18 protein-coding genes and 1 tRNA gene are annotated in these 26110 nt (G+C 66.9%); 18 read left to right on the top strand and 1 reads right to left on the bottom strand.

What is annotated here, in order from left to right; translation table 11 throughout:
- The first annotated feature begins 2 nt into the window (after window positions 1–2).
- The 17 genes from nuoL to gyrA all read left to right on the top strand — a co-directional run bounded on the left by nuoL (window position 3) and on the right by gyrA (window position 22107).
- Entirely contained in the window at window positions 3–2081 is a 2079-nt protein-coding gene (gene nuoL, locus FHW85_RS04940) for an NADH-quinone oxidoreductase subunit L (RefSeq protein ID WP_168647560.1), read from the top strand.
- A 14-nt stretch (window positions 2082–2095) separates the two neighbouring features.
- Window positions 2096–3604 (top strand): NADH-quinone oxidoreductase subunit M, encoded by a 1509-nt coding sequence (locus FHW85_RS04935; protein ID WP_168647559.1) that lies wholly within the window; start codon window positions 2096–2098, stop codon window positions 3602–3604.
- An 8-nt stretch (window positions 3605–3612) separates the two neighbouring features.
- On the top strand, window positions 3613–5052 hold the full coding sequence (gene nuoN, locus FHW85_RS04930) for an NADH-quinone oxidoreductase subunit NuoN (RefSeq protein WP_167257636.1): 1440 nt from the start codon (window positions 3613–3615) through the stop codon (window positions 5050–5052).
- Between the two features lie 157 nt (window positions 5053–5209).
- Window positions 5210–5286 (top strand) — tRNA-Met (locus tag FHW85_RS04925).
- A gap of 421 nt (window positions 5287–5707) precedes the next feature.
- Entirely contained in the window at window positions 5708–6220 is a 513-nt protein-coding gene (gene rimP, locus FHW85_RS04920) for a ribosome maturation factor RimP (protein ID WP_167257609.1), read from the top strand.
- 48 nt (window positions 6221–6268) lie between these two features.
- A complete protein-coding gene (gene nusA / locus FHW85_RS04915; protein ID WP_167257610.1) occupies window positions 6269–7768 on the top strand; it encodes a transcription termination factor NusA in 1500 nt (499 codons plus the stop codon).
- Between the two features lie 127 nt (window positions 7769–7895).
- Window positions 7896–10745, top strand: a complete 2850-nt coding sequence (gene infB, locus FHW85_RS04910) for a translation initiation factor IF-2 (RefSeq protein WP_168647558.1) — start codon at window positions 7896–7898, stop codon at window positions 10743–10745.
- Window positions 10746–10892: 147 nt separating this feature from the next.
- Complete coding sequence (rbfA, locus tag FHW85_RS04905; protein WP_168647557.1) at window positions 10893–11288, top strand: 30S ribosome-binding factor RbfA; 396 nt, start codon at window positions 10893–10895, stop codon at window positions 11286–11288.
- The gene (gene truB, locus FHW85_RS04900) at window positions 11288–12214 is read left to right on the top strand and encodes a tRNA pseudouridine(55) synthase TruB (RefSeq protein ID WP_167257613.1); all 927 of its coding nucleotides are present in this window, start codon (window positions 11288–11290) and stop codon (window positions 12212–12214) included. Before rbfA ends, truB begins: the two co-directional genes overlap by 1 nt.
- A gap of 162 nt (window positions 12215–12376) precedes the next feature.
- Complete coding sequence (rpsO, locus tag FHW85_RS04895) at window positions 12377–12646, top strand: 30S ribosomal protein S15 (RefSeq protein WP_167257614.1); 270 nt, start codon at window positions 12377–12379, stop codon at window positions 12644–12646.
- Window positions 12647–12667: 21 nt separating this feature from the next.
- Window positions 12668–14767, top strand: a complete 2100-nt coding sequence (gene pnp / locus FHW85_RS04890) for a polyribonucleotide nucleotidyltransferase (protein WP_168647556.1) — start codon at window positions 12668–12670, stop codon at window positions 14765–14767.
- 633 nt (window positions 14768–15400) lie between these two features.
- Window positions 15401–16504, top strand: coding sequence for a poly(R)-hydroxyalkanoic acid synthase subunit PhaE (locus FHW85_RS04885; RefSeq protein ID WP_168647555.1), 1104 nt, complete (start codon window positions 15401–15403; stop codon window positions 16502–16504).
- Between the two features lie 11 nt (window positions 16505–16515).
- The gene (phaC, locus tag FHW85_RS04880) at window positions 16516–17583 is read left to right on the top strand and encodes a class III poly(R)-hydroxyalkanoic acid synthase subunit PhaC (protein WP_167257617.1); all 1068 of its coding nucleotides are present in this window, start codon (window positions 16516–16518) and stop codon (window positions 17581–17583) included.
- 36 nt (window positions 17584–17619) lie between these two features.
- Window positions 17620–17811, top strand: a complete 192-nt coding sequence (locus tag FHW85_RS04875; RefSeq protein WP_026634417.1) for a PspC domain-containing protein — start codon at window positions 17620–17622, stop codon at window positions 17809–17811.
- A gap of 64 nt (window positions 17812–17875) precedes the next feature.
- The gene (mtnA, locus tag FHW85_RS04870) at window positions 17876–18895 is read left to right on the top strand and encodes an S-methyl-5-thioribose-1-phosphate isomerase (protein WP_168647554.1); all 1020 of its coding nucleotides are present in this window, start codon (window positions 17876–17878) and stop codon (window positions 18893–18895) included.
- A 25-nt stretch (window positions 18896–18920) separates the two neighbouring features.
- Window positions 18921–19331 carry a GtrA family protein gene (locus FHW85_RS04865; RefSeq protein WP_168647553.1) on the top strand — a complete coding sequence of 137 codons (411 nt, stop codon included), beginning with the start codon at window positions 18921–18923 and terminating at the stop codon, window positions 19329–19331.
- 139 nt (window positions 19332–19470) lie between these two features.
- Window positions 19471–22107, top strand: coding sequence for a DNA gyrase subunit A (gene gyrA, locus FHW85_RS04860; RefSeq protein ID WP_168647552.1), 2637 nt, complete (start codon window positions 19471–19473; stop codon window positions 22105–22107).
- A gap of 982 nt (window positions 22108–23089) precedes the next feature.
- On the opposite strand, the gene FHW85_RS04855 is transcribed toward gyrA, so the two are convergent.
- A complete protein-coding gene (locus FHW85_RS04855) occupies window positions 23090–25063 on the bottom strand; it encodes a ferritin-like domain-containing protein (protein ID WP_168647551.1) in 1974 nt (657 codons plus the stop codon).
- Window positions 25064–25272: 209 nt separating this feature from the next.
- Here FHW85_RS04855 and FHW85_RS04850 point away from each other — a divergent pair, with 209 nt between their 5' ends.
- Window positions 25273–26109: a plasmid replication/partition related protein gene (locus FHW85_RS04850; RefSeq protein WP_168647550.1), complete on the top strand. Its 837-nt coding sequence runs from the start codon at window positions 25273–25275 to the stop codon at window positions 26107–26109.
- The last annotated feature ends 1 nt before the right edge of the window (window position 26110 follow it).

Raw genomic sequence — 26110 nt, 5'->3', positions numbered from 1 at the left:
CGATGATCTCCACCTCCATCCTGCTGGTCATCGCGCTGGCGCCGCTGCTCGGCTGCCTGCTCGCCGGCTTCCTCGGCAAGTTCATCGGGCGCGCCGGCTCGCACAGCGTCACCATCCTCGGCGTGGCGGTTTCCTGCGCGCTGTCGATGTACGTGCTGTACCAGCTGTGCACGGGCGCCGTGCCGGTCTACAACCAGAACATCTACACCTGGTTCGAGATCGGCAAGTACACCGCCACGGTCGGTTTCCTGATCGACAAGCTGTCCGCCATGATGATGGTGGTGGTCACCTTCGTGTCGCTGCTGGTGCACATCTACACCATCGGCTACATGGCGGAAGACGATGGCTACCAGCGCTTCTTCAGCTACATCTCGCTGTTCACCTTCTCCATGTTGATGCTCGTGATGAGCAACAACTTCATGCAGCTGTTCTTCGGCTGGGAAGCGGTGGGCCTGGTGTCGTACCTGCTGATCGGCTTCTGGTTCAAGCGCCCGACCGCGATCTTCGCCAACCTCAAGGCCTTCCTGGTCAACCGCGTTGGCGATTTCGGCTTCCTGCTGGGCATCGCCGCGATCCTGTACTTCCTGGGCACGCTGGACTACTCCGCCGCGTTCGCCAACGCGCCGAGCCTGGTCGGCAAGACCCTGCAGATCACCCAGAACCATGCCTGGGACGCCGCCACCGTGATCGGCGTGCTGCTGTTCATCGGCGCCATGGGCAAGTCGGCCCAGGTGCCGCTGCACGTGTGGCTGCCCGATTCGATGGAAGGCCCGACCCCGATCTCGGCGCTGATCCACGCGGCCACCATGGTGACCGCGGGCATCTTCATGGTCGCGCGCATGTCGCCGATCTTCGAGCTGTCCGAAGGCGCGCTCAGCTTCATCATGGTGATCGGCGCCACCGGCGCGCTGTTCACCGGCCTGATCGGCATCGTGCAGAACGACATCAAGCGCGTGGTGGCGTACTCCACGCTGTCGCAGCTGGGCTACATGACCGTGGCGCTGGGCGTCTCGGCGTACTCCGGCGCGGTCTTCCACCTGATGACCCATGCCTTCTTCAAGGCGCTGCTGTTCCTGGGCGCGGGCTCGGTGATCATCGCCATGCACCATGAGCAGGACATGCGCTACATGGGCGGCCTGCGCAAGTACATGCCGGTCACCTGGATCACCATGTGGATCGGTTCGCTGGCGCTGTGCGGCGTGCCGTTCTTCGCGGGCTTCTATTCGAAGGACGCGATCATCGAGGCGGTGGGCGAGTCGCACCGCTGGGGCGCGGGCTATGCCTATGCCTGCGTGCTGATCGGCGCGTTCGTCACCGCGCTGTACACCTTCCGCCAGATGTACCTGACCTTCCACGGCAAGGAGCGCTTCACCGTGGTGGCCGGGCATGGCCATGGCCACGATGCGCACGCCGCCCATCACGACGCGCACCATGGCGATGCGCATCACGATGACGCACACCACGATGACCATGGCCACCATGAGCCCGGCGTGCTGCACCATGCGCCGAAGGAGTCGCCGTGGGTGGTGACCCTGCCGCTGGTGCTGCTGGCGATCCCGTCCATCGTGATCGGCGCGATCGGCGTGAAGTCGATGCTGTTCGGCGGCTGGTTCGGCGAAGCCATCCACGTCAACGAAGCCAATGACGTGTTGGCGGAAGTGGGCCACGAGTTCCATGGCTGGGCCGCGATGGCGCTGCATGGCTTCCTGCAGTGGCCGTTCTTCCTGGTGCTGGCCGCCTTCGTCATCCAGACCTACATCTACCTGTTCAACCCGTCCGTCGCCGACAAGATCAAGAGCGCGCTCAAGCCGCTGTGGACCGTCCTGGACCGCAAGTACTGGGTCGACGACGTCTACTTCGCGCTGTTCGCCAAGGGCGGCGTGAAGCTCGGCCGCGCCCTGTGGAAGGGCGGCGACGCCGCGGTGATCGACGGCGCGCTGGTGAACGGCTCGGCCTCGCTGGTCCAGCGCATCGCCGGCGGCGTGCGCGCGCTGCAGTCCGGCTACCTCTATCACTATGCCTTCGCGATGATCCTCGGCCTGATCCTGCTGCTTGGCGGGTATTGGCTGGTCGGGCAATAAGGGAACCCAGCTCCATGTTCAATCACTTGCTCAGCCTGCTGATCTGGCTCCCGATCGTCGGCGCCATCCCCGTGCTGCTGGCCGGCTCCGGCCGTCCCAATACCGCACGCTGGATCTCGCTGCTGGTGGCCGTGCTCACCTTCGTGCTCAGCCTGTTCCTGTTGACGCAGTACAACGCGGCCGACAGCAGCAAGCAGCTCGGCGAAAGCTATCTGTGGATCGCCTCGCTCGGCGTGCACTACGGCCTGGCGGTCGACGGCATCGCGGTGGCGCTGATCCTCTTGACCAGCTTCGTCGGCATCCTGGTCATCGTCGGCGCCTGGGAAGTCATCCAGAACCGCCCGCACCAGTACATGGCCGCCATGCTGGTGCTCGAAGGCCTGATGATCGGCGTGTTCTGCGCCACCGACGCGCTGCTGTTCTACGTGTTCTTCGAAGCCATGCTGATCCCGATGTTCATCCTCATCGGCATCTGGGGCGGTCCGCGCCGCGTGTACGCGACGCTGAAGTTCTTCATCTACACCTTCCTCGGCTCCATCTTCATGCTGGTGGGCCTGATCTACCTGTACCTGAAGGCGGGTTCGTTCGACCTGGCCACGCTGGCGGCGCTGCCGCTGAGCATGCGCGAGCAGACCTGGCTGTTCTTCGCCTTCCTGGCCGCCTTCGCGGTGAAGGTGCCGATGGTGCCGGTGCACACCTGGCTGCCGGATGCCCACGTGGAGGCGCCGACCGGCGGTTCGGTGGTGCTGGCCGCGGTGATGCTGAAGATCGGCGGCTACGGTTTCCTGCGCTTCTCGCTGCCGATCGTGCCGGACGCTTCCGAGGCCTACGCCTGGGTGGTGATCGGCCTGAGCCTGATCGCGGTGGTCTACATCGGCTACATCGCCCTGGTGCAGGACGATATGAAGAAGCTGGTGGCGTATTCGTCCGTGGCGCACATGGGCTTCGTCACGCTGGGCATCTTCATCGCCTTCATGCTGGTGCGCGGCGCCGGCAACCTGGACGCGACCAAGCTCGGCATGCAGGGCGCGATGGTGCAGATGATTTCGCACGGCTTCGTATCGGGCGCGATGTTCTCCTGCATCGGCGTGCTGTACGACCGCCTGCATAGCCGCCAGATCAAGGACTACGGCGGCGTCATCAACGTGATGCCGTGGTTCGGCTTCTTCTACGTGCTGTTCGCCATGGCCAACAGCGGCCTGCCGGGCACCAGCGGCTTCGTCGGCGAGTTCCAGGTGATCCTGGCCAGCTTCCAGGCCAATCCGTGGATCGCGCTGTTCGCCGCCTTCACCCTGATCATCGGCGCCGCCTACACCTTGTGGATGGTCAAGCGCGTGCTGTGGGGCGAGGTGACCAACCCGCACGTGGCCGAGATGAAGGACATCAACGGGCGCGAAGCCTTCGTGCTGATCGCCTTTGCCGCCGCGGTGATCGCGCTGGGCGTGTGGCCGCAGCCGCTGATCCACCTGATGGACAGCTCCGTGTCGCAGCTGGTGCAGCAGCTTGGCAACCACAAGATCTGAGAATGACCATGCCGAATCTCAATGACATTCTGATCATGCTGCCGGAGTTGTACCTGGTGGCGGCGGCGTGCCTGCTGTTGCTGCTGGACGCCTTCATGAAGCCGGAGCAGCGCAGCCTGCTGCACTGGCTGTCGATCGCGGTGGTGCTGGTGGCCATCTACCTGGTGATCTCCGGCCAGCCGGAACAGCCGGTGCGCGCCTTCGGCGGCATGTTCGTGCGCGACGGCGTGGCGGAGATCTTGAAGACCTTCGCGCTGCTGTGCGTGGCGCTGGTCTTCGTCTACTCGCGCTCCTACCTGGCCGACCGCAAGCTCTACGTCGGCGAGTTCTACACGCTGATGATCTTCGCGGTGATCGGCGTGATGCTGCTGGTCTCGGCCGGCAACCTGATCACGGTGTACCTGGGCCTGGAGCTGCTGACGCTGTCCTCGTACGCGCTGGTGGCGCTGAACCGCGATTCGAAGCTCTCGTCCGAAGCGGCGGTGAAGTACTTCGTGCTGGGCGCGCTGGCCTCGGGCATGCTGCTGTACGGCATGTCGATGGTCTACGGCGCCACCGCCACGCTGGACCTGGCCACCCTGCACGGCGCCGCCGCGCATACCGGCGTGCCCAACCTGCTGCTGTTCGGCATGATCTTCATGATCATCGGCATCGGCTTCAAGCTGGGCGCTGCGCCGTTCCACATGTGGATTCCGGACGTGTACCAGGGCGCGCCGACCGCGGTGACCATCTTCATCGGTTCCGCGCCGAAGCTGGCCGCGTTCGGCATGGCCTACCGCCTGCTGGAAGCGGGCCTGGGCGACCTGTCGGCGCACTGGCAGCAGATGCTGGCCGCGCTGGCGGTGCTGTCGCTGGCGATCGGCAACCTGGTCGCGATCGTGCAGACCAACCTCAAGCGCCTGCTGGCCTATTCGACCATCTCGCACATGGGCTATCTGCTGCTGGGCCTGGTCAACGCCGGTCCGGAAGGCTACGCGTCGGCGCTGTTCTACGCGATCAGCTACGCGCTGATGGGCACCGCGGCCTTCGGCGTGATCATGGCGCTGGCCCGCGCGGGCTTCGAGTGCGAGGAGATCGACGATCTCAAGGGCCTCAACCAGCGATCGCCGTGGATGGCCTTCCTGATGATGCTGGTGATGTTCTCGCTTGCCGGCGTGCCGCCGCTGTTCGGCTTCTTCGCCAAGTTCCTGGTGCTGCAGTCGGCCATCCATGCCGGCATGCTGTGGCTGGCGATCGTCGGCGCGGTGTTCGCCATCATCGGCCTGTACTACTACCTGCGCGTGGTGAAGGTGATGTACTTCGACGCGCCGGTGGAAGGCACCGAGATCAAGCTGCAGCAGGATCCGGCGCTGCGCCTGGTGCTGTCGCTCAATGCGCTCACCTTGCTGGTGCTGGGCCTGGCCTGGGGTCCGCTGCTGGGCTGGTGCAAGAGCGTGTTCCCCGGTTGATCGATGCGGCGGCCGATGCCTCCGCGTTGATGCAGCAAGCGTGCGATTGAGAAGAGTTGTATGGGTTCGGGTAAGAATTCCGCAAAAAAAGTTTTACGGAATTCGCCTAGAGCCCTTGCAAGAATTCGGCCATCCCGCTATAGTTTCATTTCTCTGGTGCGGGGTGGAGCAGTCTGGCAGCTCGTCGGGCTCATAACCCGAAGGTCGTAGGTTCGAATCCTACCCCCGCTACCAATTATTCGATTCGGCGTCCTCGCAAGAGGGCGCCGAATTTCTTTGAGCGTTCGAAAAACCTCGCTTCGCATTCGCGCGCCAGGCTCAGGCCGGCCTGCGTAAATGTTGCGGAATCGCGTTAATCAGACTATGATTCGTGAACTCTGAGGCGGACAAAGCGGAATAACGAAGCGCTTCCACAGCGCATCCTAAGTTCCCCCGCTACCGGATCTTTCTTTGAACAAGAAAGCCTCCTCGTGAGGCTTTTTTGTTGGGCGCAAGGATGCGTCGCATAGTCGTCACGCCCGGCTTGCTATTCGTACCGGTTTGCGCGCGCACATGCCCGGAAAGAGCCCCGGAAGAGTCGGGACATCGGCGAGATAAGGGAATGGGCCGTTGGAGCCCATTTTTCGTTTCTGGCGACGGTAAATAGACGGTTTTTATGGACACGCAGGCACTCGCACAACGCTTCACCGAGGTACTGGCCGATCTGGGCCTGAGCTGCCTTGGCGTGGAATTCTCCCCGTCGCAGGGGCAGAGTACCCTGCGCGTTTACCTGGACGTGGAAGGGCGCGAAGTCTCCCTCGACGATTGCGAGGCGGCCAGCCGCGAGCTGTCGGCCATGCTCGACGTGGAAGACCCGATCCCGGGGCATTACCTGCTGGAAGTGTCCTCGCCGGGCATCGACCGCCCGCTGTTCACCGCGGCGCAGTTCGGCAAGGTCGCCGGCCAGGAAGTGAAAGTACTGCTGAAGGCGCCGATCGAAGGGCGCCGCCGCCTGCGCGGCAAGGTCACCGCGGTGGAAGGCGAGCGCATTTCGCTGGAAGCCGAGGGGAAGGTGTTCGAGTTCGATCACGACGCGGTGGAAAGCGCGCGCGTGGTGCCGGATTGGGCAGCGCTCGGCTACGTGCCGCAGCCCAAGCCCGGCAAGAAGCCGGTCAAGAAGACCAAGTAATCCATCAGAGCGAGCGGGCGACGGAAAGGCGTCCACGGAGTTGCTGCAATGAGCAAAGAACTGTTGCTGGTCGTCGACGCGGTTGCCAATGAAAAGGGCGTGCCGCGCGAAGTGATCTTCCAGGCGATGGAGGCCGCGCTGGCCTCGGCCGCCAAGAAGCGCTACCCCGACGAGGATCCGAACATCCGCGTGAGCATCGACCGCCAGAACGGCGAGTACGAGACCTTCCGCCGCTGGGAAATCATCGCCGACGACGGCGAGATGGAATCGCCCTATCACCAGCTGCGCCTGATGGACGCGGTCGACGAGCGCGAGGACGCGCAGGTCGGCGAGTACATCGAGACGCAGATCGAGAACGCCGAATTCGGCCGCATCGCCGCGCAGGCCGCCAAGCAGGTGATCGTGCAGCGCGTGCGCGAAGCCGAGCGCCAGCAGGTGGTGGACGCCTATACCGACCGCGTGGGCGAGCTGATCACCGGCATCGTCAAGCGCGTCGAGCGCGGCAACGTCTATCTGGACCTGGGCGGCAACGCCGAGGCCTTCATCCCGCGCGACAAGACCATCCCGCGCGAATCGCACCGCGTCGGCGACCGCGTGCGCGGCTATCTGTTCGAAGTGAAGTCGGAAATCCGCGGCCCGCAGCTGTTCGTCTCGCGCGCGGCGCCGGAATTCATGATCGAGCTGTTCAAGCTCGAAGTGCCGGAAGTCGGCCAGGGCCTGGTCGAGATCAAGGGCTGCGCCCGCGATCCGGGCGACCGCGCCAAGATCGCCGTGGTGGCCCATGACAGCCGCACCGATCCCATCGGCGCCTGCATCGGCATGCGCGGTTCGCGCGTGCAGGCGGTGTCCAACGAGCTCAACGGCGAGCGCGTGGACATCATCACCTGGGCCGACAACCAGGCCCAGTACGTGATCAACGCGATGGCGCCGGCGGAAGTGCAGTCCATCATCATGGACGAGGAAAAGCACTCCATGGACATCGCGGTGGCCGAGGAGAAGCTCTCCCAGGCCATCGGCCGCGGCGGCCAGAACGTGCGCCTGGCCAGCAAGCTCACCGGCTGGCAGCTCAACGTGATGACGCAGGACCAGGTCGCCGCCAAGAGCGAGGCCGAACAGGAGGCCGCGCGCCAGCTGTTCATGGAAAAGCTCGAGGTGGACCAGGAGATCGCCAACATCCTGGTGCAGGAAGGCTTCTCCACGGTCGAGGAAATCGCCTACGTGCCCAGCGCCGAGCTGCTGGCGGTGGAAGGCTTCGACGAGGACATCGTCGAGGAACTGCGCGCCCGCGCCCGCGACGCCCTGCTGACCGAGGCGCTGGCGGTGGAAGAGGGCGTGAACGAGCCTTCGGAAGAGCTGCTGGCGCTGCCGGGCATGAGCGAGTCGATCGCCTATGCGCTGGCCGAGCGCGAAGTGGTGTCGCTGGACGATCTGGCCGACCTCGCGGTCGACGACCTGATCGATATCGAAGGCGTGGACGAAGACCTCGCCGCCAAGCTGATCATGGAAGCGCGCAAGCCCATGATCGAGCGGCTGGAGAGGGGCGGCTAACCGCGGACGGCCGCGCCCGGGATGGGCGCGCCGAGGGAAGCCTTGAACGGCTTCCACCACGGATGGCGGTATCCGGGCGGCCTTCGGTCGCACGGGGTATGCGCGGGAACGGCGGAGAAAGAACACGATGTCGGACGTAACGATCAAACAACTTGCCAAGGTACTTGGCCTACCGGTGGACAGGCTGCTCGGGCAGCTTGCCGAAGCCGGCATGAAATTCTCCGATCCGGAGCAGGTCATCAGCAGCACCGAGAAGGTGAAGCTGCTCGGATTCCTGCGCCGCACGCACGGCAAGAGCGAGGAGACCGCGGAAGCGGAAGACAGCTCGCCGCGCCAGATCACGCTCAAGCGCCGCAAGGTGAGCGAGCTGAAGGTCTCCACGCCCGGTGCCCGCGGTGCCGGCGGCGCCAAGACGGTGAACGTGGAAGTGCGCGCCAAGCGCACCTACGTCAAGCGCAGCGTCATCGCTGAAGAAGCCAGCGCCGACCACGAGCGCGAGGACGCCCTGCGCAAGCTGCAGGAGTCCGCGCAGCAGCGCGAGCACGAGGAAACCGAGCGCGTCGACGCCGAGCGCCGCCGCCAGGACGAAGTGCGCGAGCGCGAGGAAGCCGAGCTGCGCCGCCAGGAAGAAGCCGAGCAGCGCCGCCTGCAGGCCGAGGCGGAAGCCGAAGCCGCACGCGAAGCCGCCGCTGCGGCCGCCGTCGAGCGCGAAGAGGTGCAGGTGCAGGAGCCGCCGCAGGCCGTTCCCGAGCCGCAGGTGCAGGCGCAGGAAAAGACGGCCGCCGCGCCGGCTGCGTCGTCCGTGCAGAAGATCGATCCGAAGGCGCTGGGCATGATCCTGCCGCGCATTCACGAACCGCGCCGTCGCGAGAAGCCGGTGGCTCCTCCCGTGGCTGCGCCGGCACCGGCTCCCGCTGCCGCTCCCGGCCGCCCCTCGGCTCCGGCCGCGGGCCGTCCTCCGGCGGCTGGCGCCGCTCCCGCGCCGGCTGGCGCCACCGACGCGCGCAACAAGGCGCGTCCGGGCGGCCGCGACCGCGACGAAGGCCCGGGCGGCAAGCGTTTCGCCGCCGGCGAACTGCATCTGTCCGAAGCCGACCGCGCCCGCCGCAACAAGCGCGGCAAGCCGGGCCGGCCGGGCCGCAACGAGCCCGTGCGTGGCGGCTCGTCGGCCTCCAGCTCCGGTCCGCACGGCTTCTCCCGCCCGACCGCACCGGTGGTGCGCGAAGTGGTGGTGGGCGACGCCAACGTGGTCGCCGACCTGGCCCAGAAGATGGCGGTCAAGGGTTCGGAAGTGGTCAAGGCGCTCTTCAAGATGGGCGTGATGGCCACCATCAACCAGACCATCGACCACGACACCGCCGTGCTGGTGATCGAGGAGCTCGGCCACACGGCCGTGGCCGCGAGCGAGAACAACGCCGAGGCCGCGCTGGCCGCGCACACCCAGAACGCCGAGCTCGAGGGCGAGAAGAAGCCGCGTCCGCCGGTGGTCACCATCATGGGCCACGTCGACCACGGCAAGACTTCGACGCTGGACTACATCCGCCGCACCAAGGTCGCCTCGGGCGAAGCCGGCGGCATCACCCAGCACATCGGCGCGTACCACGTGGAAACGCCCAAGGGCGTGATCACCTTCCTGGATACCCCGGGCCACGCGGCGTTCACCTCGATGCGCGCCCGCGGCGCCCAGTCCACCGACATCGTGGTGCTGGTGGTGGCGGCCGACGACGGCGTCATGCCGCAGACGGCCGAAGCCGTGCAGCACGCGCGGGCGGCGAAGGTGCCGCTGATCGTGGCGCTCAACAAGATGGACAAGTCGGACGCCAACCCCGACCACGTCAAGCAGGGCCTCGGCAACCTGGAAGTCATTCCGGAAGAGTGGGGCGGCGACACCCCGTTCGTGCCGATCTCGGCCAAGACCGGCATGGGCATCGACGACCTGCTCGACGCGATCCTGGTGCAGGCCGAAGTGATGGAGCTGACGGCCGTGGAAGACGGCCCGGCGTCGGGCGTGGTGATCGAATCCAGCCTCGACCGCGGCCGCGGCCCGGTGGCGACGGTGCTGGTGCAGCAGGGCACGCTCAAGCGCGGCGACTTCGTGGTCTGCGGCATCGAGTACGGCCGCATGCGCGCGCTGATCGACGAGAACGGCAAGACCGTGCAGGAAGCCGGCCCGTCGATTCCGGTGCAGGTGCTGGGCCTGTCCGGCGTGCCGGAATCCGGCGACGACTTCGTGGTGGTGGCGGACGAGCGCCTGGCCCGCGAAGTGGCCGCCGAGCGCCAGCTCAAGCGCCGCGAAACGCGCATGGTCAGCAAGGCCAACCGCCTCGAGGACATCATGGCCCAGATGGGCCAGGGCGCCGAGCAGCAGACCCTCAACATCCTGGTCAAGGCCGATGTGCAGGGCTCGGTGCAGGCGCTGCGCGAATCGCTCAGCTCGATCGGCAACGAGAACGTGAAGGTCAACGTGATCGCGGCCGGCGTCGGCGGCATCACCGAGTCCGACGCCACCCTCGCGGCGGCGTCCAAGGCGCTGGTGATCGGCTTCAACGTGCGTGCCGATGCCTCGGCCCGCAAGGTGATCGATACCGCCGGCCTGGACGTGCGCTACTTCTCGATCATCTACGACGTGATCGACCAGGTGAAACAGGCCGCTTCGGGCCTGCTGGGCAAGGAAGTGCGCGAGGAGATCATCGGCATCGCCCAGGTGCGCGAGGTGTTCCGCAGCTCCAAGTTCGGCGCGGTCGCCGGCTGCATGGTCACCGAGGGCACGGTCAAGCGCAGCAAGCCGATCCGCGTGCTGCGCGACAACACGGTAGTGTTCCAGGGCGAACTGGAATCGCTGCGCCGCTTCAAGGACCTGGTCGACGAAGTGCGCAACGGCATGGAATGCGGTATCGCCGTGAAGCAGTACAACGACGTGAAGGTCGGCGACCAGATCGAGTGCTTCGAGCGCATCGAAGTGGCCCGCACGCTGTAAGCCGGGCAGGGGGCGTACGCTCCCCGTTCCGACGGAATCGGAGCCCGGACAGTCCTGTCCGGGCTTCGGCGTTTTTCGTATCGGCGCTGTCCGGCATCCGGGCGGCGCGCCATCGGCCGCGAATGGCGGCCGTCTCAAGGAGGCTATATGCCCTCGCGCGATTTCAAGCGTACCGACCGCGTCGGCGCCGAGCTGCGCCGTGAACTGGGCCTGCTGGTCCACGCCGCCGTGCGCGACCACGGCCTGCCCTCGGTGAGCGTCTCGGACGTGGAAGTGACCCGCGACCTGGATTGGGCCTCGGTGTGGGTGACCGCGCTGCTGCCGGAACAGTCCAAGGACGCCGTGAAGGCGCTGAACGAGCTGGCGGTGGAATTCCGCCGTTCGCTCTCGCGCAGCATGCGCATCCGCCGCGTGCCGGAGCTGCGCTTCAAGTACGACGACTCGGTGGACAAGGGCGAGCGCATCGAGGCGCTGCTGCGCGAGCAGGCGCGCGACCTGGCCCCGGCCAAGGACGACGCCGCCAAGGCCGACGGCGAGGACTGATGCGCCGCAGCCGCTTCCGCGACCTGCACGGCCTGCTGCTGCTGGACAAGCCGCTGGGCCTGAGTTCCAACCAGGCCCTGCAGAAGGTCCGCCACCGGCTGCGCGCCGAGAAGGGCGGCCACACCGGCGCATTGGACCCGCTGGCCACCGGCCTGCTGCCGCTGTGCTTCGGCGAGGCCACCAAGATCGCCGGCAGCCTGCTCGGCTCGCGCAAGGCCTATCGCGCCCAGGTGCGCCTGGGCGCCACCACCGCCACGGCCGACCTGGAAGGCGCGGTGGTGCGGGAACGCCCCGTGCCGCCGCTGGACGAAGCCATGCTGGAAGCGGCCCTGGCCGGCCTGCGCGGGCGCATCGTGCAGATTCCGCCGGTGTACTCGGCGCTGAAACAGGGCGGCGAGCCGCTGTATGTGAAGGCGCGCCGCGGCGAGGACGTACAGGCGCCGCCCCGCGAAGTGGACATCTTCAGGCTGGAGCTGCTGTCACGCACCGCCGACACGCTGGAGCTGGAAGTGGAATGCGGCTCCGGCACCTATATCCGCAGCCTCGCCGTGGACCTGGGCGAGGCGCTGGGCTGCGGCGCCCATCTCACGGCGCTGCGCCGGCTGTGGGTCGAACCGTTCCGGGCGCCGGCCATGGTCGGCCTGGATCAGCTCGACGCCGCGGCGGAGCAGGGCGAGGCCGCCATGGACGCCCTGCTGCTGCCGGTCGCCGCCGGCCTGGCCGGCTGGCCGGCGCTGGCCCTGGACGAGGCGCAGAGCCATGCCGTGACCCGCGGCCAGCGCATTCAGCTTGCCGGCCATGCGGCCGGCGCCTATGCCGCGTTCGCCCCGGACGGGCGCCCGGTGGCGCTGTGCGAGCTGGACGCGGACGGCCTGTTGCGCATCCAGCGTGGCTTCAATCTGCCGCCGGCGGCGCAAACGGCATGAGAGCGCCATCGGCGCGCTTGTCATGCTCTTGTTGTAATGAGCATCGGCCGGCTAGAATATCCCGCTTGTTCCAGAGCTTTATCCATCCATCCGAAGCTTGCGCAACGTCATCGACGGTGACGTTGCGCAAGCTTCGCACCCGCTTTTGAGGAAGAGAGACCCATGTCCCTTACTGCAGAACAGACCGGCAAGATCATTGCTGAATACGGCCGCGTGCCGAACGACACCGGTTCGCCGGAAGTCCAGGTGGCCCTGCTGTCGGCCCGCATCGCCCACCTGACCGACCACTTCAAGACCCACAAGCAGGACCACCACTCGCGTCGCGGCCTGCTCAAGCTGGTCAACCAGCGCAAGCGCCTGCTGAGCTACCTCCAGGCCAGCGACGTGACCCGCTACCAGAGCCTGATCGAACGCCTCGGCCTCCGCCGTTAATCGACTCCAAGGACTAACGACGTGGCGAAAGTAACCAAGTCATTCCAGTACGGTAATCACACGGTCACACTGGAGACGGGCGAAATCGCCCGCCAGGCGTCCGGCGCCGTCATGGTCAGCATGGACGGCACCGTGGTGCTGGTCACCGCGGTGGCCGCGGCCAAGGCGAAGGAAGGTCAGGACTTCTTCCCGCTCACCGTGGATTACGTCGAGAAGTTCTACTCGGCCGGCCGCATCCCCGGTGGCTTCTTCAAGCGCGAAGGCCGCCCGACCGAGAAGGAGACGCTGACCTCGCGCCTCATCGACCGTCCGGTGCGCCCGCTGTTCCCGGAAGAGTTCAAGAACGAAGTGCAGATCATCGCGCAGGTGGTCTCGCTCAATCCGGAAGTCGACGGCGACATCCCGGCCATGCTGGGCGCGTCCGCCGCGCTGAGCCTCGCCGGCATCCCGTTCAAGGGTCCGATCGCCGCCGCCCGCGTCGGCTACACCAACGGCCAGTACGTGCTGAACCCGACCGCCACCGAGCTGAAGAGCTCGGACCTGGACCTGGTCGTGGCCGGCACCACCAACGCCGTGCTGATGGTGGAATCCGAAGCCAAGCTGCTCAGCGAAGAAGTCATGCTGGGCGCCGTGGTGTTCGGCCACCAGCAGATGCAGACCGCGATCCGCGCCATTGCGGAACTGGCCACCGAGGCCGCCCGCCCGTCGATGGACTGGCAGCCGCCGGCCCGTAACGAGGCCCTGGCCGCCGCCGTGCGCGGCGCCGTCGGCAGCAAGCTGGACGAGGCCTTCCAGGTCAAGGACAAGCTGCAGCGCCGCGACGCCATCGCCGCCATCAAGGCGGACGTGATCGCCTCGCTCAAGGCCCAGGCCGAAGAGCACGCCTGGCCGGCCGCCGAGCTGGCGAAGGAATTCGGCGAGCTCGAATACCGCACCATGCGCGACAGCGTGCTGAAGACCAAGATCCGCATCGACGGCCGCCAGCTGGACGACGTGCGCCCGATCACCGTCCGCGTCGGCGTGCTGCCGCGCACCCACGGCTCGGCGCTGTTCACCCGCGGCGAGACGCAGGCCCTGGTCGTGGCCACGCTGGGCACCACCCGCGACGCGCAGATCATCGACGCGCCGGAAGGCGAGTCGAAGGATCCGTTCCTGTTCCACTACAACTTCCCGCCGTTCTCGGTGGGCGAGGCCGGCCGCTTCGGCGCGCCGAAGCGCCGCGAGATCGGCCACGGCCGCCTCGCCAAGCGCGGCGTGCAGGCGGTCAAGCCCTCGATCGAGGAATTCCCGTACGTGCTGCGCGTGGTCTCCGAGATCACCGAGTCGAACGGTTCCTCCTCGATGGCCTCGGTGTGCGGTTCCTCGCTGGCCATGATGGACGCCGGCGTGCCGCTCAAGGCTCCGGTGGCGGGCATCGCCATGGGCCTGGTGAAGGAAGGCAACGACTACGTCGTGCTGTCCGACATCCTGGGTGACGAAGACCACCTCGGCGACATGGACTTCAAGGTGGCCGGTAGCGCCAACGGCGTGTCCGCGCTGCAGATGGACATCAAGATCGACGGCATCACCGAAGAGATCATGAAGGTGGCGCTGGAGCAGGCCAAGCGTGGCCGCCTGCACATCCTGGGCGAAATGGCCAAGGTGATCAGCGAGCCGCGTTCGGAGATGAGCGAGTACGCCCCGCGCCTGCTCACCATCAAGATCCACCCGGACAAGATCCGCGAAGTCATCGGCAAGGGCGGCGCCACCATCCGCTCGATCACCGAAGAGACCGGCACCACCATCGACATCAGCGACGACGGCACCGTCATCATCGCTTCGGTCAACCGCCTGGCGGCCGACGAAGCGAAGAAGCGCATCGAGCAGATCGTCTCCGACGTCGAGCCGGGCCGCATCTACGAGGGCAAGGTCGCCAAGCTGATGGACTTCGGCGCATTCGTCACGATCCTGCCGGGCAAGGACGGCCTCGTCCACGTCTCGCAGATTTCCAACGAGCGCGTGGAGAAGGTCTCCGACAAGCTGAAGGAAGGCGACATCGTCAAGGTCAAGGTGCTGGAAGTGGACAAGCAGGGGCGTATTCGCCTGTCCATGAAGGCCGTGACTGAGGAAGAGGGCGCCTGAGGCGCTGTCTGCAGGCAGGTTGAAGAAAGCCCGGCTTATCGCCGGGCTTTTTTTTGCTCGTCATCCCGGCGTAGGCCGGGATCCAGTGGCGATATCGCTTGGTTGTTGCGTTGACGCGTATGGGTCTCGCCTTTGGCGAGGGTTTCGTCCCGCTGCCGCGGGGCGAGTTACTTTTTCTCTGCGTGCCCAGAGAAAAAGTAACCAAAAAGAGAGGGCACCCTGCTTGGCGCCCTCAGCAGCACAGCTGCTGAGGGTCCGTGAGGGCTGGCCGGGCTTTTTGACAGGGCATCCATGCCCTGATCAAAAAGGCGGGGACATCGTGTCCCCGCCCCCCTGCGGGGGCCTTTTCGTCCAGCCCTCACCGCCGGCGCCAAGGGGACCCGGTGGATCAAGAGCAGAAGCGCACCAGCGGAACGCCGCGGCTGCGCCGCGAGCTCTTCGTTCGATTTTCGCGTCTGCCGTCATCCCCCTCTCCCCTCCGGGGAGAGGGTCGGGGTGAGGGGCCGGGCGGAGCGCAAGAGTGATGTGCACCACTCCGCCAAAACGCTCATCCAGCGCCCTCCACTTTTTTGCGCAACAGTGGCGCGAGGTGGCTTTTGCTACGATGCCCAGAGCGCAAACGAGGATGCGGGCATGAGCGATCACGCCAACGATGTGATGAAGCAATACCAGGCCTGGGCGCAGCAATCCTGGGACGCATGGATGCAATCGCTGCAGCGGCCCGCGTCGCCGTTCGCGCCGGCGCCCGCGGCTTCCGACGACCTGCTGTCGCGCGCCATGGGCGGCCTGAAAAGCTATGCCGACTGGATGCAGGCGGCCGCCACCAGCGGCATCGCGGGGCAGGGGCCGGACGACTGGCAGCAGGCGCTGCGCCAGCTGTTCATGGGGCAGCCGGTGGCGGGTGCGGCCGCCATGGGGCAGGGCTTCATGGGCAATCCGTTCGCCGGCATCAACCAGCCGTTCGCGCAGGCTTTCGCCGGCATCGACAATGCCGCCGCGCACGGTTTCGCCCAGCAATGGCAGAGCTGGCTGCAGGCCGCGCAGCCGCAGGCCGGCGCCTGGGGCGCGGGCCTGGGCGACACGCCGGCTTTCGGCTATACGCGCGAACGCCAGATGCAGCAGCAGGCGCTGTTCGAAGCCATGCGCGAATACGCCGAGGCTTCGTCGCGCTACAACACGCTGATCCTGCGCGCCAACGCCGACGGCTTCGAACGCCTGCGCGAAAAGCTCACGCAGATGACCGAGCCGGCGCGCCAGGTCGATTCGCTCAAGGCGCTGTACGACCTGTGGGTCGACGCCGCCGAAGAAGCCTATGCGCAGATCGCGCTGTCGGACGAATTCCGCGAAGCCTACGGCGCCATGGTCAACACGCAGATGCAGGTGCGCCAGCGCCAGCAGCGCCAGACCGACGCCTGGTGCCGCGAACTGGGCATGCCCACGCGCGGCGAAGTCGATTCGCTGGGCAAGCGCGTGCAGGAGCTGCGCCGCGAACTGCGCGCCAGCTCCGCCGGCAAGGCGACGCGCGCCGCCGCGCCGGACGCGGAACTGGACGCGCTGCGCAACGAAGTCGCCGCGCTGAAGCGCAAGCTCGCCGGCCGCGCCGAAGCCGGCCACGCGCCGAAGAAAGTGCTGTCCGAATCGCTGGGCGCCGAGGCGGAAAGCAAACGCAAGCCGCCCGCCGCCCGCCGCACCGCCAAGACCGCGCCCGCGCGCGGCACGCAACGCACGCGCAAGTGAAGGACTGACGCATGTTCACCCCTCTACGCATCGATCCGGCCAAGCTCCTCGGCGAAGTCGCCGCCTTCCAGCGCAAGCTCGCCGCCGGCGTGGAAAGCCTGCGCGGCATGCACGAACCCGAATACGCCAACACGCCGCGCGAAGCCGTCTATCGCGAGGACAAGCTCACCGTCTGGCATATGAAGGGCAACGGCAAGCCCACCTCGAAGACGCCGCTGCTGATCGTCTACGCCCTGGTCAACACGGTGTGGATGACCGACCTGCAGGCCGACCGCTCGCTGGTGCGCAATCTGCTGGAGCAGGGCGAGGATGTGTACCTGATCGACTGGGGCTATCCGGACGGCGCCGACCGCTGGCTCACCCTGGACGACTACCTCAACGGCTATCTCGACCGCTGCGTCGACGCGGTGCGCGCGCGCCACGGCCTGGATGCGGTCAATCTGCTCGGCATCTGCCAGGGCGGCGCGTTCTCGCTGTGCTACACGGCGATGCATCCGGAGAAAGTGCGGAACCTCGTGACCATGGTCACGCCGGTGGACTACCACACGCCGGACAACATGCTGTCGCACTGGGTGCAGAACCTGGACGTGGACCTGTTCGTCGACACGCTGGGCAATATCCCCGCCGAGCTGATGAACTACGTCTACCTCACGCTCAAGCCCGTGCGGCTCAACCAGCAGAAATACGTGTCGATGGTCGACCTGCTGGACAACCGCAAGGAGATGGAAAATTTCCTGCGCATGGAACGCTGGATCTTTGACTCGCCCGACCAGGCCGGCGAAGCGTTCCGGCAGTTCATCAAGGATTTCTACCAGGGCAACAAGCTGGTCAAGGGCACGCTCACCATCGGCGACAAGCCGGTGGATCTGGGCATGGTCACCCAGCCGGTGCTGAACATCTTCGCCGAGCAGGACCACCTCGTGCCGCCGGACGCCTCGCGCGCGCTGGGCAAGCACGTGGGCACCACCGACTACACCCAGCTCGCCTTCAAGGGCGGGCATATCGGCATCTACGTTTCCGGACGCGCGCAGCGCGAAGTGCCGCCGGCCATCCACCAGTGGCTGCGTTCCAGGGATTGAGTTCCAGGGATTGAGTTCCAGCACAAGGAGAACACCATGAATACCGACAAGCGCCTCGTCCGTTCCAGCAGCCAGAAGATGATCGCCGGCGTGTGCGGCGGCGTCGCCCAATACCTGGGCTGGGACGTCACCATCGTGCGCCTGCTGTGGATCGTCCTGACCCTGGCCGGCGGCTCCGGTATCCTTATCTATCTGATCCTGTGGCTGGTGATGCCGCAGGACGTCTAAACGGCCGACCCCACGGCTGCCGGCAGGCGCACCACCGCGCCTGCCGCTTCGTTTGAGTACATCCATGAGCATCGACTACGACCGTTACGACCGCATCCGTGCCGTGCAATGGCAGGGCGACCATCTGCGCCTGCTCGACCAGCGCCTGCTGCCGCGCGCGGAGGAGTGGATCGACTGCCGCGACGCCGCGCAGGTGACCCAGGCCATCCGCGACCTGGCCGTACGCGGCGCGCCGGCCATCGGTATCGCCGCCGCCTGGGGCGTGGTGCTGGCGGCGCAGCAGGGCGCGCCGCTCGAGCCGGCCCTGGCCATGCTGCGCGCCGCCCGCCCGACCGCGGTGAACCTGATGTGGGCGCTGGACCGCATGAAGGCGCGCATCACGGCCGGTGCCGACGCCGCCGCGCTGGAGCGCGAAGCGCAGGCGATCCAGGACGAGGATCTGGCCGCCAACCGTCATATGGGCGAGCTCGGCGCCGCGCTCATTGCACCGGGTTCCGGTGTGCTCACCCATTGCAATACCGGCTCGCTCGCCACCGCGGGTTTCGGCACCGCGCTGGGCGTGATCCGCGCCGGCGTCAGCGCTGGCCGCATCGACGAGGTCTATGCCGGCGAGACGCGGCCGTGGCAGCAGGGCGCGCGCCTGACCATGTGGGAACTGGTGCGCGACGGCGTGCCCGCGCGCCTGATCGCGGACTCCGCCGCTTCGCACCTGATGCGCTCCGGCGCGGTGCAGTGGGTGATCGTCGGCGCCGACCGCATCGCCGCCAACGGCGATACCGCCAACAAGATCGGCACCTACCAGCTGGCCATCGCCGCGCGCCACCACGGCGTGAAGTTCATGGTGGTGGCGCCGTCGTCCACCGTCGACATGGCCACGCCCTCGGGCGAGGCGATCGAGATCGAGCTGCGCGATCCGGCGGAACTGCTGGCCGTGGCCGGGCAGCGCACCGTGGTCGAGGGCGCGCAGGCGTGGAACCCGGTGTTCGACGTGACGCCGGCCGGGCTGATCGACGCCATCGTCACCGAGCGCGGGGTGATCGAGCATCCGAACGCGCTGGCCATGCAGGCGATGTTCGGTTCATGAGGCACGGCTCATACGGGGCCGGCCCATGAGGCTGCGCCGCGAAGCGGGCCTGTTCTTCGTCGGCGGCGTGATCGGCTTCATCGTCGATGCCGGCGGCGTGCAGGCCCTGGTCTCGCTGGCCGGCGCCAACGCCTATGTGGCGCGCGTGCCGTCCTTCCTGCTCGCGGCCACGGCGACCTGGTGGTGGAACCGCCGCTACACCTTCGCCCACCGCGCCAGCGGGCAGCCGCTGCACCTGGAATGGCTGCGCTGGATGGGCCTGATGACCGCCGGCGCGCTGATCAACTACGCCACCTACGCGCTGATGCTGGTCGGTTTTCCGGCCCTGCACCGCTGGCCGGCGGTGGCCGTGCTGGCCGGTTCGGCGGCGGCTGCGCTGGTCAATTTCTCGACAGCGCGCGGGGTGCTTTTCAAAGGCTCCAAAAGCTCTGCGTAAGCCATTGATTCCATTCATCAAAATACTGTCGTTTCGATAGTATTTCTGCTACACTTCAAAGGCTATATCCGGGACCGCTGCACGCGCGGCTGAAGCTCGCGCGCCACGGCCCTTTTTCTTCATCCAGGGAAGCCGATTGATGGCAGAACTCGCCAAAGAAATCATCCGCGTCAACATCGAAGACGAGATGCGCCAGAGCTACCTCGACTACGCCATGAGCGTGATCGTGGGCCGCGCCCTGCCGGACGTGCGCGATGGCCTCAAGCCCGTGCATCGCCGCGTGCTGTACGCGATGAACGAACTGAGCAACGCCTGGAACAAACCCTACAAGAAGTCGGCCCGCGTGGTCGGCGACGTGATCGGTAAATACCATCCGCACGGCGATGCCTCGGTCTACGACGCCATCGTGCGCATGGCCCAGCCGTTCTCGCTGCGCTACATGCTGGTCGACGGCCAGGGCAACTTCGGTTCGGTCGACGGCGACAACGCCGCGGCCATGCGCTACACCGAGGTGCGCATGTCGCGCCTCACCCACGAGCTGCTGGCCGACATCGACAAGGAAACCGTCGACTTCGGCCCCAACTACGACGAGAGCGAAAGCGAGCCGCTGGTGCTGCCCACCCGCGTGCCGAACCTGCTCGTCAACGGCTCCGCGGGCATCGCGGTGGGCATGGCCACCAACGTGCCGCCGCACAACCTCAACGAGGTGGTGGCCGCCACCATCGGCCTGATCGACGACCCGTCGCTGTCGGTCGACGACCTGATGCAGTACATCCCCGGCCCGGATTTCCCCACCGCCGGCATCATCAACGGCTCCTCCGGCATCGTCGAGGCCTACCGCACCGGCCGCGGCCGCATCCTGGTGCGCGCCCGGACCGAGATCGAGACCGAATCCAACGGCCGCGAGACGATCATCGTCAGCGAGCTGCCGTACCAGGTGAACAAGGCGCGCCTGATCGAGAAGATCGCCGAGCTGGTCAAGGAAAAGAAGCTCGAAGGCATCAGCGAGCTGCGCGACGAGTCCGACAAGGACGGCATGCGCGTGGTGATCGAGATCCGCCGCGACTCGATGGCCGACGTGGTGCTCAACAACCTGTTCCAGCAGACCCAGCTGCAGGTCACCTTCGGCATCAACATGGTGGCCCTGCTGGACGGCCAGCCGCGCCTGCTGAACCTCAAGGATATCCTCGAGGCCTTCATCCGCCATCGCCGCGAGGTGGTCACCCGCCGCACCATCTTCGAGCTGCGCAAGGCCCGCGCCCGCGCCCACATCCTCGAAGGCCTCACCGTCGCGCTGGCCAATATCGACGCGATGATCGAGCTGATCCGCAGCTCCGCCTCGCCGCAGGAAGCGCGCGAGCGCATGCTGGCGCGCAAGTGGGAGCCGGGCATGGTCTCGGCTCTGCTGGGCGCGTCCGGCGCCGATGCCTCGCGTCCGGAAGACCTCGACCCGCGCGACGGCCTCAAGGCCGACGGCTACCAGCTTTCGGACGTGCAGGCCCAGGAAATCCTGGCCATGCGCCTGCACCGCCTGACCGGCCTGGAGCAGGAAAAACTCTCCGACGAGTACCGCGAGATCCTGGCCACCATCCGCGGCCTGATCGAGATCCTGGAAGACCCGGCCCGCCTGCTGGCGGTGATCCGCGCCGAGCTCGAAGTGGTCAAGGAAGAATTCGGCGACAAGCGCCGCACCGAGATCCAGCATTCGCAGGAAGACCTCAACGTCCTCGACCTGATCGCGCCGGAAGACGTCGTGGTCACGCTGTCGCACACCGGCTACGTCAAGCGCCAGCCGGCCAGCACTTATCGTGCCCAACGGCGCGGCGGCAAGGGCCGCTCGGCCTCGGCGCTGAAGGACGAGGATTTCGTCGAGCAGCTGTGGGTGGTCAATACCCACGACACCCTGCTCACCTTCACCAGCACCGGCCGCGTGTACTGGCTCAACGTGTACCAGATGCCGGAATCGGGCCCCAACGCCCGCGGCAAGCCGATGGTCAACCTGCTGCCGCTCGCCGCCGGCGAGAAGGTGCAGGCGGTGCTGCCGGTGCGCGAATACAGCGACGACTGCTACGTGTTCTTCGCCACCCGCCAGGGCACGGTGAAGAAGACGCCGCTCAACGAGTTCGCCTTCCAGCTGCAGAAGGGCAAGATCGCCATCAACCTCGACGAGGGCGACGCCCTGGTCAACGTGGCGCTCACCAACGGCAACAGCGACGTGCTGCTGTTCGCTTCCAACGGCAAGACGGTGCGCTTCGACGAGGGCGAGGTGCGCTCGATGGGCCGCACCGCCACCGGCGTGCGCGGCATGAAGCTGGCCGACGGCGCCGAAGTGGTGTCGCTGATCGTGGCCGAACCGGAAGGCGACATTCTCACCGCCACCGAACGCGGCTACGGCAAGCGCACCCAGCTGGAGGAATTCCCCAAGAAGGGCCGCGGCACCCAGGGCGTGATCGGCATCCAGTGCTCCGAGCGCAACGGCGGCCTGGTCTCCGCGGTGCAGGTCACCGAGGCGCACGAGCTGATGCTGATCTCCAACCAGGGCACCCTGGTGCGCACCCGCGTGGCGGAAGTCTCGCAGCTCAGCCGCAACACCCAGGGCGTCACCCTGATCAAGCTGCCGGCCGATGAGGCGCTGGTCAGCGTGGTGCGGCTGGATGCGGAGGAGGAGGTTGAGGGTGCGGATGCACCCGATGGCGGGAGCGGCGGCGTGGAGCAGGGTGGTGACGTTGCGGCGCCGGATGCGGGCGATGCCGGCGAGCCGACGCCGGAGGAGTGATCGGCGGCTGATTGCTCAGCGCTGATTGATGAGATCCCTCGCCGCACCGCGGCGGGGGATTTTTTTGCTCGTCATTTCGGCGTAGGCCGGGATCCAGTAGCGACTAGGTGTGGTTGTCGCGATTTGGCCGCTTATGCAGCGGGCATTCCGTGCGCCTGCCGGCGCCCGGGTCACTTTCTCTTTGCTGGCCCAAAGAGAAAGTAACCAAAGAGAGAATGGCCTAAGAGCCAAGGCTCGCGACGCGACTAGAAGGAGCAGTGGGCGTCTGCGGTAGCCTGATTAACCTGGGTCTACACGAAACGGCAGTGCGTTTACGTAGCGGGTGCTTCAACGTGCCGTGGCCGAGAGGTCGTTCAAGAACCGGGGCCAGCTTTGGCTCTTCGTTCCTGCCTACCTCACGATGCCACCCCTCTCCCCTCCGGGGAGAGGGCAGGGTGAGGGGCCGGGCGGAGCGCAACGTCAAATCTTGCCGTGACGTAGGTTGGGGTGAGCCGCAGGCGAACCCCAACACAGGCACCTTCACGCGCCTCGCCACGTTGGGGTTCGCTACGCTCACCCCAACCTACGCGGGCGTGGCGGGGCGTAACGCTGCGCTCTGCCCGAACCCTCATCCGGCTGCCGCCACCTTCTCCCGGAGGGAGAAGGATTCGACCTGAGAAGCTGAGGCAAAACGCACCGCTCAAGCTGGCCTCAGTTCTTGAACATCCTCTCGGCAACGGCACGTTGAAGCACCCGCTACGTAAACGCACTGCCGTTTCGTGTAGACCCAGGTTAATCAGGCTACCGCAGACGCCCACTGCTCCTTCTAGTCGCGTCGCGAGCCTTTGACTTGAGGCTATTTCTCTTTGGTTACTTTCTCTTTGAGCCAGCAAAGAGAAAGTGACCCGGGCGCCGGCAGGCGTCCGGAATGCCCGCTGCATAAGCGGCCAGTTCGCGTCACCGCGAAAACCAGGCGATAATGTGAAAGTTGGGGCGTGCCCCACTAATCCGCCACAAACCCGATAGTCGCATGCGTCCCATCGCAAAACGGCTTGTTCTTGCTCCCGCCGCACCGGCACAGAAACGCGCTGGTCACCCGCGCCACCATCCGCCCGGTGCCGCTGACGATCTCCAGGTTCCCCCGCACCTTCAACGGCCCGTTCGGCTGCGGCTCCACATGCAGCGGCCCGTTGCGCAACGCCAGCATGTCGGTGGCCTTGCCGGTCGGCGGTTCGCCGCTGGCCGTGAAGCCTGCGTCGTGATGCGAGCCATCGCAGAACGGCTTGTTCTTCGACGCGCCGCAACGGCATAGCGTGGCGCGATAACCGGCCGGCACACCGTTCAGATACAGCTCGCCGCGGAATGCATACGGGCCGGCTTCGCGCGTGCCGGCCAGATTCACCGGTGGCGCGGTTTCGTCGGGACGGCCATCGCGGCGGCGGTACTGGATCGCGCCGGAAGGGCAGGCGTGGGCGATGTCGGCGAGGCGTTCCACGTCCATGGTGTCCGGATGGATCCATGGCCCCTGCACATTGGCAAGGAACACGGTGGGCGCGCCGGTGACGCAGAAGCGGGCATGGATGCAGCGCCTGGTTTCGAACAGCAGCGTCAGCTTCTCGCCCTCGACGCGTTCGATGCCGTCTTCGACGGTCGGCGGCGTGGACGGAGCGGGCGGTGCGGCGACGGCAGCCACCGGTGCGCCCGCGGTGCTTGCCGCACGATCCAGCTCGAAACCCTGCGTCGCGCTCTGCGCCAGCCGCTGCAGCAAGGTCGCCGCCGCCGCCGTACGCGCATCGCCTTGCTCGTTCAAGCGCAGCGCCGCTTCCGTCAACTGCTGCAGCCGCTCGACGAAGAACCGCCGCGCGCCCGGCCCGGGCGGAAACGCCGACGCATCACGCAGCGCGATAAACGACAGCCCCGCATGGCACTGCGGATTCGACGGCCCCGCCGGCAAACGCGCCGCGCGTTCGGCCAGCGGCGCGATCGCCCGCATCAGGCCCACGGCCAGGTCCACCGACAGAGCCTTGTCCGGATCCGGCGACGGCACCGCATACGCGTAACCGAGCAATCGCAGCATCAGGCCATACGCGGCATTGGCCAGGTCGACCGTGGCAATCGCGCGCGCATCCTCGATCCACACGCGGCCCTCGGGACGCGGCGGCCGGCGCATCACCGGATTGGTGGCGGCGGGGAAGGCGGGAGTGAACAGGGGATCCTCCGCCAGCAGCGCCTGGTATTCCGTGCGGATCGCGGCGAACTTCCGGTAGTGCGAGTCTTCGACGTTTTCCAGCGCGCCTTCGCCCTGGGTGACGATGGCATCGAACGCGGCCAGCGCCGTCTTCAGGCAGATCACGCGCTTGCAGCCGGGCAGGTTGGCGTCCGCGTCGGTCAGCTGCAGCTCCGGCGTGCCGCACAGCGCGCCGGCTTCGCCATAGATGTCGACCATGCGGCGCAGGCCTTCGCCGAGTTTTTCGTAGAACTGGCCCACGGTGTCGTAGTCCACGCCCATCGGCGTGAGGCGCGGGCCGTCGGCGCCGCGCACGAAGCTGCGGTCCGAGGTGAAGCCCTCGCCATCTGGTTCGTCCGAACCGGCGGGGCGTTCCAGGTAAATGAAATGCTGCAGCGTGGCCAGGTTGAACGGCGCCAGCTTCACCACCACGCCGGCCGGCAAGATGCCGGGGTCCAGCGGAAAGTTGAAGCGGCCGATGCGCGGCGCGCCGCCCAGCGCGACGGTGATGTTCCACACCGCCACCAGGTGACCCATTTCTTCCGTCGCCACCTGCAGGATGGCGCGCCGCCAGCGCATCACCGCTTCCAGCTGCGCCGGCGTCAGTCCTTCGTCCACCGAGGTCTTCAGCGAGAAGGCGGCGTACAGATAGGTGCACATCAGGCAGTGTTCGAGCTCCGCCGCCTCGTACAGCGCGTGCAGGGCCTGCTCGCGGCTGGGCGCGGAGAGGTGCGGGTGGTTGCTGGCCATGGGCTGGCTTCCCGGATGAGCGTGTCGTGGGGATATCGAGGGTACCGCGCCCTGCACGATAGCGCGGCGCGGCCATGGCCTGGAAGCCGGCCGCCGCCACGTGCGCCCGGTCGGCGGAAGCGGAGGACAAATGCCGCTCCGCGTCAAGGCAGCGCCGGCGCCTCGGCCTCTCTACAATGCGCACCCTTTGCCCTTCCGGAAGACAAGCGATGGCGGACCTGGTCGTCAACGAGGAACTCAAGGCCTATATCGATCCCATGACGCCCGACGAGTACGAGGCGCTGGAGCGCAGCATCCTGGCCGAGGGTTGCCGCGACGCGCTGGTGCTGTGGGGCGACACCCTGGTCGATGGCCATCACCGCTACAGCGTCTGCCGCAAGCACGGCCTGCCGTTCCAGACCATCCAGAACACGCGCTTCCAGTCGATGGAAGACGTGCACCTGTGGATGATCGAGCAGCACCTGGGCCGGCGCAGCGTGTCGCCGTTCCAGCGCGGCGTGCTGGCGCTGCGCAAGCGCGAGATCCTGGCGGCGCGGCGCGGGCGGGTAAAGGAAGCCGAAGACGAAACGCCGCCTTTCGAGGTCCATGCCGCGCCGGAAGCACCCGCCGAAGCGGCGGCCGCGGAAACGCCGGTTGCGTCGCCCGAGCCGGTACCCAGCCGCGAAGACCTCGCCCGCGAGGCGCGCCTCAGCCACAGCCAGGTCGGCCTGATCGAGAAGATCCAGAAGCAGGCCACCGAGGAAGTGGTGGCCGCGGTGAAGTCCGGCGTGCTGTCGATCCATGCCGCCGCCGCCGTGGCCAGCCTTCCCGCCGAAGAACAGCGCGCGGCGGCCGAGGCGGGCGGAAAGGAATTGAAGGAGGCGGCCAAGCGGGCGCGCGAGTCGAAGCGCAAGCCGCGCAAAAAAGAGCAGGAAGAAGGCGAGGCCGCCGCCGGGTCCGCGGAAATGGACGAGCGCGAGGAGCTGCTGATGCTGCGGCAGCGCGTGGCCGAGCTGACCGCGGAGAACGAGGAGCTGCGCCGCCGGCTGGCCGAACTGCAGGGCTGAA

The sequence above is a fragment of the Dyella sp. SG609 genome, assembly GCF_012275375.1.
Lineage (GTDB): Bacteria > Pseudomonadota > Gammaproteobacteria > Xanthomonadales > Rhodanobacteraceae > Dyella_D > Dyella_D marensis.
The sequence above is the reverse complement of the archived record's forward strand: the minus strand, read 5'-3'. Positions and strand labels throughout refer to the sequence as shown.